The sequence below is a fragment of the Herbaspirillum sp. genome (genome assembly GCF_035644555.1).
Lineage (GTDB): Bacteria > Pseudomonadota > Gammaproteobacteria > Burkholderiales > Burkholderiaceae_D > Herbaspirillum.
The window spans coordinates 25,031-40,127 of record NZ_DASQOH010000051.1 but is presented as its reverse complement, the minus strand read 5'-3'; the positions used below and the strand labels follow the sequence as shown (position 1 = coordinate 40,127).

The window sequence follows — 15,097 nt, the reverse complement described above, 5'->3', positions numbered from 1 at the left end:
GCAATGAATCAGACAGTGAAGCAAGCAAACAGCCCGGAACCCACCCGCCTGGTCGGCACCAGCTGGGACGATCAGGGCAATGATGTGGCGCAGTCGGTCCTGACCGGCAAGAGCATGAAGGTACGCGCCCTGTGCCTCACCTCGCCGGATGCGGTGCTGCCCATCGTCTTCGTGCCGGGGATCATGGGGACGCGGCTCAAGGTCAAGGGCCGTGATAAAGGGGCGGCGTGGTTTCCGCCTGAAGGTAAATGGGATGCTGTCCTTCTTCTGCTCAGGTCGCTCGTTCGAACTGCAGCGGACAGGCAGCGCCTGCTCAATCCCGATAAAACAGAGGTCGATGACGAGGGGCCGGCCTATCCCGACGACGTCTGCAAAAGTTTGCTGGCGATTGCGCCCGGCAAGACCGATGCCGAGCGCGCGCGATGGCGTGGCTGGGGCCAACTACACGGCGACAGCTACGAAAAGATCCTGGCGTTTCTTGAGAAGAGCATGGCGACGATCTTCGATCCGACCAGCCAGGGGCAGACACTCACTCCACATTGGCAGGAACTGGTGATGAACCGCCAGGACGCCACCAAGCTAGGTGCGCAAAAGCCCTTCGTTCCCCTGCAGGAGCAACAGTTGCGCGACGCTGCCGAACTGCTCTACCCGGTACATGCGGTCGGGTACAACTGGTTGCAGAGCAACAAGATCTCCGCCGAGCGACTGGCCGCCGAGATCGAACGCATCACCGCCTATTACCGCAGCAAGGGAAAAGCATGCGAGCAGGTGATCCTGATCACGCACAGCATGGGCGGCCTGGTGGCCCGTGCCTGTGCGCAATTGCCGGGAATGGACCAGCGCATCCTGGGGGTGCTGCACGGTGTCATGCCCGCCCTGGGGGCACCAGCCACATACAAGCGCATACGCGCAGGGTTTGAGGGGGTAGCGCAGGTGATTCTGGGGCGTAACGGCGCCGAGTGCACCGCAGTAATGGCCAACGCAGCAGGTCCGCTGGAATTGCTGCCCACAGATCAATACCGGACCTGGACCAACAGTGGTGAGCGGCATTGGCTGCGCGTCAGTTACGTGGGGATGGGGCTACGCGGGGTGCAGGAGGAGATGCAGAGCTTTCTGGGCGAGGGGGATCCCTACGCGAACATCTATCTCAACAATACGGCGGACTGGTGGAAGTTGGTGAGGGAGGATTTGATTGATCCGGCGGGGAGGGAGGATCGAGAGAAAGCGATGAAAGAGGGCAAGCTGGCGCCTTCGTCTGTTCCTGACAAAGGCGACTTCGATAAATACGTCGATAACATGCTGATAGCGATGGAATTGCATCAAATGATCCTGAATAAGTACCACCCTACGACGTATGCCTATTACGCCGCCGATCCAGAAAAGCCTTCATGGAACGAAGTGCTATGGAAAAGCACCCAGTCTACGCCAAGTAAGCCGGAATCGGCGGTGTTGGAGCTAGATGACCTGAATGGAACGGTGGAGCTTTCCTTCGCCCACAAATACCGGGTGAGCTTCAGTATCCAGGATGGCACTGGCCCTGGTGATGGTACGGTTCCTGCCGAATCGGGCGCGGCGCCTAAGACACATTCGATACAGATATTCAAGCACGAGGGGAAATCGAAAATGCACGATAGCTACGAGCATCAGTTCTCTTATAACGCCGCGATCTCACAAGCGGTCACTTTGTATTCCATCATCAGCATGGTGGCCAACTCTCCTTCTGTGAAGAGTCTATTGGAGAAGACATGAAACGGTCAGCTCTTTTCCGTCTGATATTTTCTTTCGTGTTGTTTGTCGCGGCGAATTGTGCTGCTGACAGCGGCGACCAGCGAACAAAACTTATGAACACGCAACCCAATAACTCCCCAGCTCCTTCCATATCTACCTTCTGTGTTGGTCGATTTCTCATTGATGTGCCGGAGGGATCTAAGCTTAGCGGAGCAGATTACAAGTACGATTACCTCCAGATTGAGCGCCTGGTGCAGATGTCGTTCGAGGACTTTCAGCGCGAACTCAGTCAGAAGGAAAAGAAACTTTTAGCTCAAAAGCATGATCAGGATCCGAGCTTGTTGCGAACATCTCGGACACCGGATGCAGCATCGCGTGTGCTTTCATTCTGGAAATTTGGAAGAGCTAGAGGTCTCATCGAAGTCGAAGGATACCGATGGATCGATGGCACGCAGTATTTTTTGAAGGCACAAGCCGGAACCAGCCCACCGGTAGAGGGAACCATGAGCCGGGAAGAACTTGTTCTCGGCAAGATGGAAAAGGCGCTAATGCATCTTCGGCCGCGCCTCGATAGCGAAATCCCGACAGAACCTGGCTACTGTTTTGAGGGTGGCTTCATTGCTAGTCCCGAGTGGGAGAGTGAAGAGGCAGGTATCGATATCGACATAGCGGGTCATCCCGACGCGTTTGTCTCCGTCTGGTTCTACCCTCTGCCCATGCGCAAGCACGACCGTCCACTGTTGGAACGCATGGGCGGTGTGCTGCAATTTCTGGGTCGCTTGGCCACGTCGGTACGGGTCCTGCGCAGTGGCGATCGCCAAGTCGGCCCCTACCGTGGCCAGGAACATCTGGCAACGGCACCCAACAGCGGCGGCATGCGCGGTCACAGCTTTATCTGGGAAACCGAAGGCGAAGGGACGCTTGATACGCCAGCACTCAAGATCGAACTCACTACCGGTCATCGAGACAAAGATGGCAACCCGCAAAAGACAAAATTGACGGATGAGCAAGCCATGAAGCTCTGGGACGAAGTCCTCAACAGCTTCCGCGTGCGTCCCACCACGGACCCGCAGAAAACCAGCCAGAACAATCCTCCATCCTCCCCCTTGCGTCCTCTCGGCGAGCTCGCCGGGACCGGCAGCATCTGTCCGCAGACCGGCTGGTGGCGTTGCGTTGACACGGGCAATGTTGCGGGCGGTCGTCGGAGCTTCTTCAAGGCTGGCGAGACGATGCCCTCCGTTGTCCTGCTGGGTTCGCCGAACCTGTGGCAGGTCTTGCGCAAGAAACCACCGACATATGAGACCAAGACCGTATGGACTCTGGTCGATTATGAAGAAGGGGCCGACGTCACCAGTTCTGAAAGCGGCTCCGCTGGTGAAAATGCAGATACGCAAGGCAGGAGCAAGTCGTGATGCGCCGCGCGCTCTCTTGGTCGATCTTCTCACTAGCGGTGTTGGTCGCGACCACCTGCGCTGCTGATAGTGGTGACCAGCGATCAGAACTGATGAACGACCGTCCAGCTCCTTCTGTGTCCACTTTCTGCGTAGGGCGATTTCTTATCGACGTTCCCTTGGGATCTAAGCTTAGTGGAGGAAACTACAAGTATGACTATCTCAGAATTCAGCGTTCCACTCGGAAGTCGTTTGAAGACTTTCAGCGCGAACTCAGTCAGAAGGAAAAGATGCTCAGAGAGGAAAAGCACGAGAAGGACCCAAGCCTCTTGCGCATATCAAGGACGCCGACAGCAGACTCTCGTCTTTTAAGCTTCTGGAAATTCGATATGTCGGCTGGTCTCATCGAAGTCGAAGGGTACCGTTGGATCGATGGCACGCAGTATGTGTTGAAAGCGCGAGCAGGAACCAGCCCGCCGGTCGAGGGCACCATGAGTCGGGAAGAACTTGTTCTCAGCAAGATGGAAAAGGCTCTTTCACATCTTCGTCCGCGTCTCGATACGGAAATTCCTGCAGAGCCCGGCTACTGCTTTGAGGGCGGCTTTATTTCCAGCCCGGAGTGGGAGCTGGAAGAGGCTGGCATCGATATCGACATCGCCGGTCATCCTGACGCGTTTGTCTCCGTCTGGTTTTACCCTCTACACATGAGTAAGCACGATCGTCCATTGCTGGAACGCATGGGCGGGGTGCTGCAATTTCTGGGTCGCCTGGCCACGTCAGTACGGGTTTTGCGCAGCGGCAATCGACAAGTCGGCCCCTACCGTGGTCAGGAACATCTGGCAACGGCGCCGAACAGTGGTGGCATGCGCGGCCATAGCTTCATCTGGGAGACCGAAGGCGAAGGTACCTTGGATACGCCAGCACTCAAGATCGAACTCACCACCGGTCACCGCGACAAAGACCGCAATCCGTAAAAGACAAAACTAACGGATGAGCAAGCCATGAAGCTCTGGGACGAAGTCCTCAACAGCTTCCGCATGCGCCCCACCGCAAGCCCCGAAAAGCTGCTTCACCGCGATCCCCCTGCGGGGATGCCCCAGCCTGCCGAGACTCCGGAATCCGGCGTTGCTCACCCGGCTGAATCCGCCTCCTGATCACTCTCTCCAATCCCTGCCCGAAAGGAAATCCCCATGCCCAAGATCATTCGTCTCGGTGATGCCACCTCCCACGGCGGCAAGGTCACCAGCGTCAGTGCCTCACACTTCAAGGTCAATGGCATTGCCGTGGCCCGTGTAGGCGACCCCTGCAGTTGCCCGCAGAAGGGCCACGAGAATTGCACCATCGTCGAAGGCCATGCCCATCACAAGATCAATGGCGTCGCCGTCGCCTACGAGGGCCACAAGACCAGTTGCGGCGCGACCCTGATTGCCAGTGCCAACAACTTCAGCGCTCAATAGCGGTCGACCTACGCATAGGCCAGCCGACCCCTCGTCGGCAACTCCAGCACCGCCAATCCCGGCGTCCCTCCTTCCAGCCTGAACACCGACACCAGCCGCGCCAGTTGCGCGGCCTGATCCTGCAGCGACTGCGCTGCGGCGGCGGCTTGCTCCACCAGCGCCGCATTCTGCTGGGTCACCTGGTCCATTTGTACGATAGCCAGGTTCACCTGTTCGATGCCGGCGCTCTGCTCCTGGCCGGCAGCGCTGATCTCATTGACCACGGCACCCACCCGTTGCACGCTTTGCACCACCTCCTGCATGGTCAGTCCGGCATGCTCCACCAGCCTGCTGCCATCGCTCACCCGTTGTACCGAGTCGGCGATGAGGCCCTTGATCTCGTGGGCCGCCGTGGCCGAGCGTTGCGCCAGTGCACGCACCTCGGAGGCCACCACTGCAAAGCCGCGGCCCTGCTCGCCGGCGCGGGCCGCTTCCACCGCTGCGTTCAGGGCGAGGATGTTGGTCTGGAAGGCGATGCCGTCGATGACACCGATGATGTCCACGATCTTTCTGGAAGAATCGTCGATGGCACCCATGGTCTTTACCACCTGGCTGACCACTTCCCCTCCCTGGCGCGCGATGTCCGATGCCGAGCCCGCAAGCTGGTCGGCCTGGCCGGCGTGGCTGGCGTTTTGCCGGACGGTGGCGGTGAGCTGCTCCATCGAGGAGGCGGTCTCCTCCAGCGAAGCTGCCTGCTCCTCGGTGCGGGAAGACAAGTCCAGGTTGCCACGCGCAATCTCGCTGCTGGCCGTGGCGATGGTGTCGGTGGAGACGCGCACCTGGCTCACGATCTCCAGCAGCCGGTCATTCATCTTCTTCAAGGCACGCAGGAGCATGCTGGTCTCATCGCGCCCATGGGCATCGATGGCCGAGGTCAGGTCGCCAGCCGCCACCGTCTCGGCCACGCGCACAGCGCGGTCCAGGGGCCGGGTGATGCTGCGCGTGATCATCCAGGCGATGGCGATGGCGGCCGCCAGACCGACGACGGCCAGCGCCAGCAGCAGCGCGCGCGCTTGCTGGTAGTTTTCCTCGACCTCCTCGCCCGCGCTTTTCATCATGTCTTGCTGCAGCTTGATGAGGGCGTCGGCGGCGTTCATGGTGGCGCTCTGTACCGGACGCACTTCGTCGATGAGCACATCGATGGCGCCCTCCTTGCCACCCTGCTGCACCATGGTCAGGACCTTGTCGCGTTTTTCCATGTAGGCGTTCTGGGCGCTGAGCAGCTTGCCCAGGGCGGCGCGGCTGTCGGGGTCGGTCAGCAGGCGGTCGAGTTGCGCCAGGTCCTCGCGCACGGCCTTGTCGGCCCCGCTGATGCGCTCGTACTCGCTCTTGATCTGCGCTTCCTTCTTGAGCAGTACGATGTTGCGCACCGAGCGTGCCACCAAATTGAGCTGGTCGACAATGTCGCCGGCCACCACGGTCTTGGGATACTTGTCGTGGATCACATCCTTCATCTGGCCATTCAGCTGCGCCAGGCGCGCGATGCCGCTGGCAGCCATGGCCAGCATCAGTACCATCAGCAGGCCGAAGCCCAACCACAGACGCACACGGATGGTGACGTTGGAAAGTTGCATGGAATTCCCCCTGTTATCGTTTCATTGTCGGTAGGCAAGCAGGCCGGGCGACGTAACCGGAAAGCAAGGCACAGTCAGCAGTCCGGTTCTGCCCTGCCTCTTCCAGCATAGAAGACGATGCAGTTGAAACCAAGCACGGCCTTGTTGCGGGCGAGCGCCGACAGGCCGAAGACTCAGGCCTCCAGATCTAAGTCAGCGGGGAGAGAATGTGAAGATGGAACGGGGGACCGGGCGAGAGATCGCTCAGTCCCCCAGGTCGATGGTCCCGGCCAGGCGGATGGCCGTCGGGGTTTCGTACATCGCCACCACCCAGGCCTGCTGGGCATCATCGGCATGCGCATCGAGCGTGGCGGCGACGAAGTTGATCGAGGCCCGGTCGAGGCTGGCGTAGGGGTCGTCCAGCAGCGTGAGCGTGGCATGGGCGGCAAAGGCGGCCGCCAGGTAGACCTTGCGCTTGCTGCCGGTGGAGAGCATGAAGAGCTTCTTTTCCAGATGGGGCGTCAGCGACAGGCCCTCGGTCAGGGCCGGCAGCAGGCTGTGGTCGAAGTGCGGAAACCGCTCGGCCATCGCCGCGAATACCTCCGCCGGCAACATCTGGTCGTAGGCCTCGGTACGCGGGTCGATGAAGAAGACCTGACGTCGATAGGCTTCGCCGTCGCTGTCCAGGCGCATGCCGTCCAGTTCCAGCACCCCATCGCGGGCCGGCATGAAGCCGCCCAGCAGGTTCAGCAGCGTGGTCTTGCCGCGCCCATCGCCGCCGCGCACCAACGTCACGCCGGAGGTGATGCGAGCCGAGAAATCCTGGAACAGATCCAGACCGGGATAGGAAAAATTGAGGCGGGAAGCCAGCAGCAGGGCAGCACGATCAGCAGCTTGGGTCATCGGATGGATTGGGTGAGGCCGTTTCAACGGCGTTGGCGACGGGCGGCTTGTCGTTCTGCTTCCTGGGCGGCGCGTTTCTCCTTGCGGGCATCGGCCAGCATCGCCAGTGCCAGCGCCAGTGGCGGATACAGGAGGATCAGACCGCTCCAGTCGTGATCGGACAGAAACATCAGCGCCGCAATGCAGAGGTCGACGGCCATCAGCAACATCAGTGGCCAGCCCACGGGCGCACCAAGGAAGGTCTTCTGTCGCTTGTTCTTGAAATACAGGGCCATGCCGTTCACCGTGCCATGTTGTTCGCCGCGTGGCGGCCACGCCGCGCCGGATGGGCGCTATCACTGGCCGGGATCATGCTGGCGATGGGTTGTCTCCTGGGCTGGATTATAGAAGATGTGGCCGAGGCGGGGGATAGAGCCGGCGATGTTCCTGCCGTGCAAATCGGGGCGCCGAGGGCGCAGTTGCCCTTCCCGCCTCACTGCGGACGAAAAAAAACGGCCCCGGCAAAGCCGGGACCGTCCTGCAATCCGGACGCGCTGGGCGCTCCCGGCTCAGTGTGCCTTGGCCGCCCCCGGCCACATCCGCACCACCAGGGCCAGCAGGGCCGCCAGGGTTGCCAGGGCCACCACCGCGATCCAGCCCCACTGTGCCAGCGCCAGGCTGCCCAGGGCGGCACCCGCGGCCATACCGATGAACATGCCTACGAACAGCACGGCATTGAGACGGCTGCGGGCACCCGGTTCGATGCTGTAGACGATGGTCTGGTGGGCCACCAGGGTAGCCTGCACGCCGAGGTCGAAGCCGATGGCGGCCAGCGCCAGCAAGACCAGTTGACCCTGGGTCGAGAACCACGGTGCCAGCGCCATCGAGGCAAAGGCCAGGGCCGCCAGTGTCACGCCCAGACGGGTCACCAGTTCCGGACCTTTCTTGTCGGAAATGCGGCCAGCCAGGGGTGCGGCCAGCGCACCGGCCGCACCGGCCAGGCCGAAGGCACCGGCAGCGGCGCTACCCAGGTGGAAGGGTGCGCCATGCAGCATCACCGCCAGGGTCGACCAGAAGGCCGAGAAACCGACCGACAGCAGGCCCTGGGCCAGGGCGGCACGACGCAGGGCGCCATGCTTGCTGACCAGCGTACCCAGCGAGCCCAGCAGCGCGCCATACGACAGACGCGAAGTCGGGTGGAAGCGCGGCAAACCACGCCATGCGGCCAGGCCGATCAGGGCGATGCTGGCCGAGGCGCCCACGAACATGGCGCGCCAGCCGAAATGTTCAGCCACGAAGCCGCTGACCACCCGCGAGAGCAGGATGCCCAGCAGCAAGCCGGTCATGACGGTGCCGACGATGCGGCCGCGATGCTGTTCCGGTGCCAGGGTGGCGGCAGCCGGGACGATGTCCTGGGCCAGGGTGGCGGTCAGGCCGATGGCCAGACTGGCCGCCAGCAGCGTGGCTACGCCCGAGGCGGCGCCGGCCAGCAGCAGCGCCACCGTCAGGATGGCGGCCTTGATCAGGATGATGCGGCGGCGGTCGTAGCGGTCGCCCAGCGGGGCCAGCAGCAGGATGCCCAGGGCATAGCCGAGCTGGGTCGACATCGGCACCATGCCCACCGCGCGCTCGGAGGCGCCGATGTCATCGGCCAGCACGCCCAGCATGGGCTGCGAATAGTAGAGGGAAGCCACGGCCAGGCCGGCGCCGGTAGCCAGCAGGCCAATCAGGGCCGGCGACAGGCCATTGGCATGCGCGGCTGGCTGGCCGGAAACCGGGGCAGCGGTATGCGTCTTTTGAATGCTGTTCATGATGGAACTCCGTAGGGTTTGTCTTGCGGCCGGCCCGGGAAACCCCTCTTTGCCAGCGTTGGAACGGATTCTCCGCCTCCTGGCTCGCATCCGGTAGTAGCGCACGCGGCAGAATTGTTATACGTTAGCCGTATGAGCAAGCCTATCCTCCCCTCCTCCCCTGGCGCGCGCGATCAGCCCGATCAGCCCGATCAGCCCCTTAAGGCCAGCACGGTGGCAGCGGCCAGCTTTTCCGCGGCCGGGCTGACCGACCGCATCGAGCTGATCCAGACCTTCGTACGCATCGTCGATGCCGGCAGCCTGTCGGCGGCGGCGGCCCAGCTGGCCACTACCCAGCCCACCATCAGCCGCCGCCTGCAGACCCTGGAGCGCTCGCTGGGCGTACGCCTGCTGCAGCGATCCACCCATGCGATGAAGATGACCGAGGATGGCGAGCGCTGTTATGAACGGGCCAAGGAATTGCTGGCCGGCTGGGATGAGTTCGAGAACGAGTTGCGCGGGGCCCGCCAGCACGCCGAGGGGACCCTGCGGGTGGCCGTGCCGCACGCCTTCGGCCAGGAGCAGCTGATCGGTCCGCTGGCGCAGTTCATGCGCAACCATCCGCGCATCACGGTGGAATGGCTGCTGCATGACCGCGCCGCCGATTTCATCAGCCAGGGGATAGATTGCGCGATCCAGGTGGGTGAGGTGGCCGATCCCTCGGTGGTGGCGATCCATCTGGCCGAGGTGCCGCGCATGACGGTGGTTGCCCCCGCCCTTCTGCAGGGCCGCGCATTGCCGCAGTCACCGGCCGAGCTGGCGGACCTGCCATGGATCGCCATTCCCGCCTTCTATCGTCGCGAGGTGACGCTGACCCACGCCCACAGTGGCGAGCGCAGCCAGGTGGCGTTCCGGCCGCAGCTGGTCACCGATAGCCTCTACGCCCTGCGCAATGCGGCCATCGCCGGCATGGGTGCGGCCGTAGGTTCATCCTGGGTACTGTCCGAGGATGTGGCCGCCGGTCGGCTGGTGCAATTGCTGCCGGAATGGGAGCCGGCACCCCTGCCGGTCTCGCTGTTGTACCCCTACGCCCGCTTCTACCCGGCGCGCCTGCGCCACTTCATCGATACCATGAAGGAAGCCATGCCCGGTGTGGTCCACAAGGCCGTCGGACGGACTTGACCGGTAGTTGCCCGGCGGTCCGCCGATGTCAGTCCAGACGCATGGTCTGGTGCGTGGCAAAGTGCTGGTGCCAAGAGAACGCCTCGCCTAGCAGATGCGGTGTATGCCCACCGGCGCGGCAGGCGCGCTCGAAATAGTCGCGCAGTTGCGGGCGGTAATCCGGATGGCAGCACTGCTCGATCACCTTCACGGCGCGTTCGCGCGGCGCCAGGCCACGCAGGTCGGCCAGGCCCCATTCGGTGACCAGCACATCGACGTCATGCTCGCTGTGGTCCACATGCGAGACCATCGGCACCACGCTGGAAATTGCACCGTCCTTGGCCACCGATTTGGAGACGAAGATCGAAATCTGCCCGTTGCGCGCAAAGTCGCCCGAGCCGCCGATGCCGTTCATCATGTGCGTGCCGCCTACGTGGGTGGAATTGACGTTACCGTAGAGGTCGAATTCCAGCGCCGTGTTCAGCCCGATGATGCCCAAGCGGCGGACCAGCTCCGGATGATTGCTGATCTCCTGCGGGCGCAGTACCAGCTTGTCGCGGTAACGCTCGATATTGGCCAGGAAGTGCGCATACTTGGCCTGCGACAGCGTGATAGAGGAAGCCGAGGCAAAGGCCAGCTGGCCCGAATCGAGCAGGTCGATGGCGCTGTCCTGCAAGACCTCCGAATACATCACCAGATCGCGGAATGGCGAATCGACCAGTCCGTGCAGCACCGCATTGGCAATGGTGCCGATGCCGGCCTGCAACGGCGCCAGCGTATGCGGCAGGCGACCGGCCTCGACTTCGCATTCCAGGAAGTGGATCACATGGCCGGCGATGGCCCGGGTCTCGTCATCCGGCGGCAGCACCGAAGACGGACTGTCGGGCGTCTCGGTGAGCACGATGGCCACCACCTTGGCCGGATCGAAGGGAATCGTGGGGTGGCCGATGCGGTCGCCGGCGGCAGTCAGCGGGATCGGCTTGCGTTCCGGTCGCGCGGCCGGCAGATAGATGTCGTGCAGGCCTTCCAGTGCCAGCGGCATGCTGGTATTGAGTTCGATGACGATCTGCGCGGCCTGCTCCACGAAGCTGGCCGAATTGCCTACCGACATGGTCGGTACGATGCCCTCCTCGGTGATGGCTGCCGCTTCGATGACCGCGATGTCGATGCGCGAAGGCGTACCGCTGCGCAGCTGCTCGGCCGTTTCAGAGAGGTGCTGGTCGATGAACATCACCTCGCCGGCATTGATCTTCTTGCGCAGCGTGGGATCGACCTGGAACGGCAGGCGCCGCGCCAGCAGGCCCGCTTCGGCCATGAGGCCGTCACTGCCATTGCCCAGCGAGGCGCCGGTGATGACGGTGAAATGCAGTTCTTCATGCGCGGCCCGGTCGGCCAGCGCACGGGGCATGGCCTTGGCGTCGCCGGCACGGGTGAACCCGCTCAGGCCGATGGTCATGCCGTTGTGGAAAAATGTCGCCGCCTCTGCGGCCGACATTACTTTGCCGGCCAATGCGGGCTGGCGGATGCGCTGGCTATCCATGGATGGTGTGCTCCTGCTCGGGTTCTTTAGGGGGTGTGCAGTGCATCCTTGACGGACTTCTTGCATTCTTGTTTGCCCAAGTATAGGAGCGCGACAGTATGCCCTGTATGATTAAAATTCCGGCATTCCAGTCATAAACCGCATACTTCTGCCCGCTTCCCTCTACGCCAGCCGAAAGCCCTCGCCATGGACATCCGCGCCCTGCGCTACTTCACCGAAACGGTGCGTCTGAACAGCTTCAGCCGTGCCGCCGACGCCTTGCACGTGACCCAGTCCACCGTCAGCAAGATGGTGCGGCAGCTGGAGGACGAGATGGAAGCCCCCCTGCTCATTCGCGATGGCCGCCGCCTGCAGCTGACCGACACCGGCCGCGTGGTCTATGAGCAGGGGCAGCAGATCCTGGCCTCGATGCAGCGTCTGGATGCCGAGGTACGCGATACCAAGGCCTTGCGCAGCGGCCGGCTGGAGATCGGCATACCGCCCATGATCAACATCCTCTGCACCCCGGTCCTGAAGGCCTTCCGCGAGCGCCATCCCGAGATCGCCATCGTGCTCCAGGAAGATACCGGCCCGCAGATCGAGCAGCGCGTCGCCAGCGGTGAGCTGGAGATCGGCATGACGGTCTTGCCGGCCGACCCGGCGCTGGAGTTGCAGACCATGCCGGTGGCGCGCTATCCGATGTGGGCGGTGGCCCAGGCCGGCAGCTTCCAGAAGAACCGCTCTACCCTGCGCTGCGCCCAGCTCGATGGCATGCCGCTGGTCTTGCTGAACAATGAATTTGGACTTACCCGCAGCCTGCGCGGTGTGTTCCGCGAACAGGGCATCGCGCCCGAGATCGTGGCCCAGAGCGCTCAATGGGACTGGCTGGTGGCCATGGCCCTGGCCGGCATGGGTGCCGCGCTGCTGCCGGAACCTTTCATCCACCGCCTGGCCACTGATCAGTTGCAGGCGGTGCGCCTGGTCGAGCCGGAGGTGCAGTGGCAGGTCGCCTACGTCACCCGGGGCGGCTATCTCTCGCATGCGGCCAGGGCATGGATGGACCTGAGCGGCGAACTGTTCGCCGGAGGCAAGGCCCGTAAGTAGCATATGGGGCGTGCAGGACAATGTGGCAGCAACTGTCAGGGCGCGGCATGGCAGCGTCCGATGCATTCTGAAATGGAATGCAAATCGGGAATTTAAGTCATGCCATGCATGGTGACGGCTTCCTATACTGATGACTGCCGATACCTGCCGCCCCTCCTCACCCGCGGCGGCGGAACCGGAATGACGTCGTTGCGGACGTGAGTGCGCAGGTGTCGGCAATCCTCCTGGCCACTCCACGGCCGTCCCGCGCACCTGCCCTCTCTAGGTCCTACGTGATCATGCCGCCGCTCCTGCCGTCGCTCTCGTCGTCGTTTCTTTCGCTGCTGTCCCGCTTGTCACTGTACCGCCTGCTGTGGCTGGGTCATTGCCGTCGTTGCCGCACCCGCATCGAACGCTGGCGCATGCAGTTCCCGCTGCGACACGCCAATCTTTCCGAGGGCCTGCGTGCCGCCTGCGGTGCGGCGGCCATGCTGTTGCTGGGCGAATGGCTGGGCAATCCGCTGTTTTCCTGGGCCGCCATCGGCGCCTTTCTCACCTCGCTGGCCGACAGCGCCGGCTCGAACCGGGCACGGCTGGCCTCGATGGGTGGTTTCGCCCTGGCCTCGACCATCGGCGGCATGGTCGCCGCGACCGCCGCCGGCCTGAGCGTGGAAGCGGGTCTGCTCACCATCATGGCCTGCGCCGGCGCGGCCGGCTTCTCGCGCATCTATGGCGCCGCCGCCGGGCTGGTGCTGATGCTGGCGGCCGGGGTCTCTGCCATCATGGCCGATGCGCCGGTGGTATTGTGGCCGCTCTCGCAAAGCCATGTCCTGATCTACTTTTCCGGCTGCCTGTGGGCGCTGCTGCTGGGCCTGACGGTCTGGCGCATCCATCCCTTCGCTCCGGCACGCCAGGCGGTCGCGCGCGCCTATGGCACCCTGGCCGAACTGGCCGCGATTGCCGCTGCCAATGACCTGGACGACCCGGCCTATACGGTGCATGCCGCCGAACTGGCCGCCCACACCCGCCGGCACGCCCGCTTCGACCTGGCCAGTGCGCACCGCGCCCTGGAGGCGGTGGCCGTGGAGCGTACCGAATCCCGCCGTCTGTATGAAAACCTGCTGGTCCGCCTGGCCCGTGCCGAGGTGCTGCTCGATGGCATCACCGTGCTGGCTGACCTGCAGCTGACGCATTATCAGGCGCCTCGCGCGCGCCATCGCACCGGCCGCGTGCTGGCCGCCATCGCCCGCCAGTTGCAGGCCATGCAGCGCGACATGCAGCGCGGTGATGCCATTGCCGCCGATGACGATGCCCGCATCATGTTGCGCCTGCGGCAACTGGTGGCACGACTGCCAAGCGGCACCGGCCGGCTGTTGCAGCGGGTCGATACGCCGCTGGCCAATGGCGGTGACGATCCGGCCCGTCTGAAGCAGGCCGCCCGTGCCGAGCGCGCACAGCGGGTGGGGGTATCGGCCTGGTTTCATCTGCTGAGCGCGGCCGCCCGCAAGGCCGCCCTGCACGTGCGCGCCGGTTCGGCCGAATGGCATCACGCCTGGCGCTGTGCCGCCGCCGCCGGGGCCACCTACCTGATCGTGCATCTGCTGGAACTGCCCTTCGGCTACTGGGCCACCATGGCCACCATGCTGGTGATGCAACCCAGCATCTCCGACAGCTGGTCGCGCAGCATGGAGCGCGCCGTCGGCAGTGTGGTCGGCGGTGTCCTCGCGGTGGTGGTCTGCCTGCTGGTGCATTCACCGCTGGGACTGGCGCTGCTGGTGTTCCCGCTGACCGTGCTGACCATGGCGCTGCGCCCGGTCAGCTATGGCCTGTACGCCACCTTCCTCACGCCGGTGTTCGTACTGGTGGCCGATGTCGGCGGTGACCCGGCCCATGAGCTGACCAACGCTGCGCTGCGTGCCGGCAACAACGTCATCGGCGCCGTGGTAGCGGTCCTGGCGAGCTACCTGTTCTGGCCGCGTCGCCAGCAGGAGGATCCGCAGGCGCAGCTGCGCCGCATGGCCCAGCTCAACCTCGACTACCTGGCGGCGGCGATGGCCGATCCGGCCGGTGGTCACGACAAGGCCGCCATGGCGCAGTTGCACGCCTATCGACGCCATGCGTGCGTGGCCAATGTGGAGGCCGGGCTGCTGCTGCAACGGGTGGCGCGCGAGCGCGGCTGGCGCGAGCGCGACCATGGGCGCGGCCGCACGGCAGTGGCCCTGTCGCGTCGCCTGGCGGCTGCCGCCAGCCACCTCTGGGCGCATCCCCAGCCCGCCGCGCCGGAACTGCTGGCGTGGCTGCATGCACTGGCTCAGGCCCTGCACGCGCGCGATGCGGCCGCCCTGCAGACCCTGACCCGCCAGCGCCCGGCCCCGGTGCAACTGGCCCAGGCGGCGGCGGTCGAGACCGCCTGCCTGCTGGTGGGCACACTGGAGGCCGAGGCAAATTAGCGGAAACAAAATCCCCCTTCCCTGTTCGAACCGGAAAAACGCCC

The 15,097-nt window shown here is 63.8% G+C and carries 11 protein-coding genes and 1 pseudogene; 7 read left to right on the top strand and 5 right to left on the bottom strand.

The features are described 5' to 3' along the window. Window positions 1-3: 3 nt before the first annotated feature. The 4 genes and pseudogenes from VE092_RS13660 to VE092_RS13645 all read left to right on the top strand — a co-directional run bounded on the left by VE092_RS13660 (window position 4) and on the right by VE092_RS13645 (window position 4,576). Entirely contained in the window at window positions 4-1,749 is a 1,746-nt protein-coding gene (locus VE092_RS13660) for an alpha/beta hydrolase (RefSeq protein WP_324877569.1), read from the top strand. Next, window positions 1,746-3,140: a T6SS immunity protein Tli4 family protein gene (locus VE092_RS13655; RefSeq protein WP_324877567.1), complete on the top strand. Its 1,395-nt coding sequence runs from the start codon at window positions 1,746-1,748 to the stop codon at window positions 3,138-3,140. Before VE092_RS13660 ends, VE092_RS13655 begins: the two co-directional genes overlap by 4 nt. After that, window positions 3,140-4,273, top strand: a pseudogene (locus VE092_RS13650) (T6SS immunity protein Tli4 family protein). The gene VE092_RS13655 and the pseudogene VE092_RS13650 overlap by 1 nt, the downstream one beginning before the upstream one ends. Before the next feature lie 36 nt (window positions 4,274-4,309). Further along, window positions 4,310-4,576, top strand: a complete 267-nt coding sequence (locus VE092_RS13645; RefSeq protein WP_006463471.1) for a PAAR domain-containing protein — start codon at window positions 4,310-4,312, stop codon at window positions 4,574-4,576. Between the two features lie 8 nt (window positions 4,577-4,584). Here the strand turns inward: VE092_RS13645 and VE092_RS13640 are convergent, their stop codons facing one another. From VE092_RS13640 to VE092_RS13625, 4 genes are all read right to left on the bottom strand, one after another. Continuing rightward, window positions 4,585-6,189 (bottom strand): methyl-accepting chemotaxis protein, encoded by a 1,605-nt coding sequence (locus tag VE092_RS13640; RefSeq protein WP_324877565.1) that lies wholly within the window; start codon window positions 6,187-6,189, stop codon window positions 4,585-4,587. A gap of 243 nt (window positions 6,190-6,432) precedes the next feature. Beyond that, window positions 6,433-7,071, bottom strand: a complete 639-nt coding sequence (locus VE092_RS13635; protein WP_324877563.1) for an ABC transporter ATP-binding protein — start codon at window positions 7,069-7,071, stop codon at window positions 6,433-6,435. Window positions 7,072-7,094: 23 nt separating this feature from the next. Further along, window positions 7,095-7,346, bottom strand: a complete 252-nt coding sequence (locus tag VE092_RS13630) for a hypothetical protein (RefSeq protein WP_006463474.1) — start codon at window positions 7,344-7,346, stop codon at window positions 7,095-7,097. A 273-nt stretch (window positions 7,347-7,619) separates the two neighbouring features. Further along, a complete protein-coding gene (locus VE092_RS13625; RefSeq protein ID WP_324877561.1) occupies window positions 7,620-8,861 on the bottom strand; it encodes an MFS transporter in 1,242 nt (413 codons plus the stop codon). 132 nt (window positions 8,862-8,993) lie between these two features. Between VE092_RS13625 and VE092_RS13620 the strand changes: the two genes are divergently transcribed. Next, window positions 8,994-10,022, top strand: coding sequence for a LysR family transcriptional regulator (locus tag VE092_RS13620; RefSeq protein ID WP_324877559.1), 1,029 nt, complete (start codon window positions 8,994-8,996; stop codon window positions 10,020-10,022). Window positions 10,023-10,050: 28 nt separating this feature from the next. Here VE092_RS13620 and VE092_RS13615 read toward each other — a convergent pair whose 3' ends face one another. Then, complete coding sequence (locus VE092_RS13615) at window positions 10,051-11,541, bottom strand: acetyl-CoA hydrolase/transferase family protein (protein WP_324877556.1); 1,491 nt, start codon at window positions 11,539-11,541, stop codon at window positions 10,051-10,053. Window positions 11,542-11,727: 186 nt separating this feature from the next. Here VE092_RS13615 and VE092_RS13610 point away from each other — a divergent pair, with 186 nt between their 5' ends. Next, a complete protein-coding gene (locus VE092_RS13610; RefSeq protein WP_324877554.1) occupies window positions 11,728-12,624 on the top strand; it encodes a LysR substrate-binding domain-containing protein in 897 nt (298 codons plus the stop codon). 209 nt (window positions 12,625-12,833) lie between these two features. Continuing rightward, the gene (locus VE092_RS13605) at window positions 12,834-15,053 is read left to right on the top strand and encodes an FUSC family protein (RefSeq protein WP_324877552.1); all 2,220 of its coding nucleotides are present in this window, start codon (window positions 12,834-12,836) and stop codon (window positions 15,051-15,053) included. The last annotated feature ends 44 nt before the right edge of the window (window positions 15,054-15,097 follow it).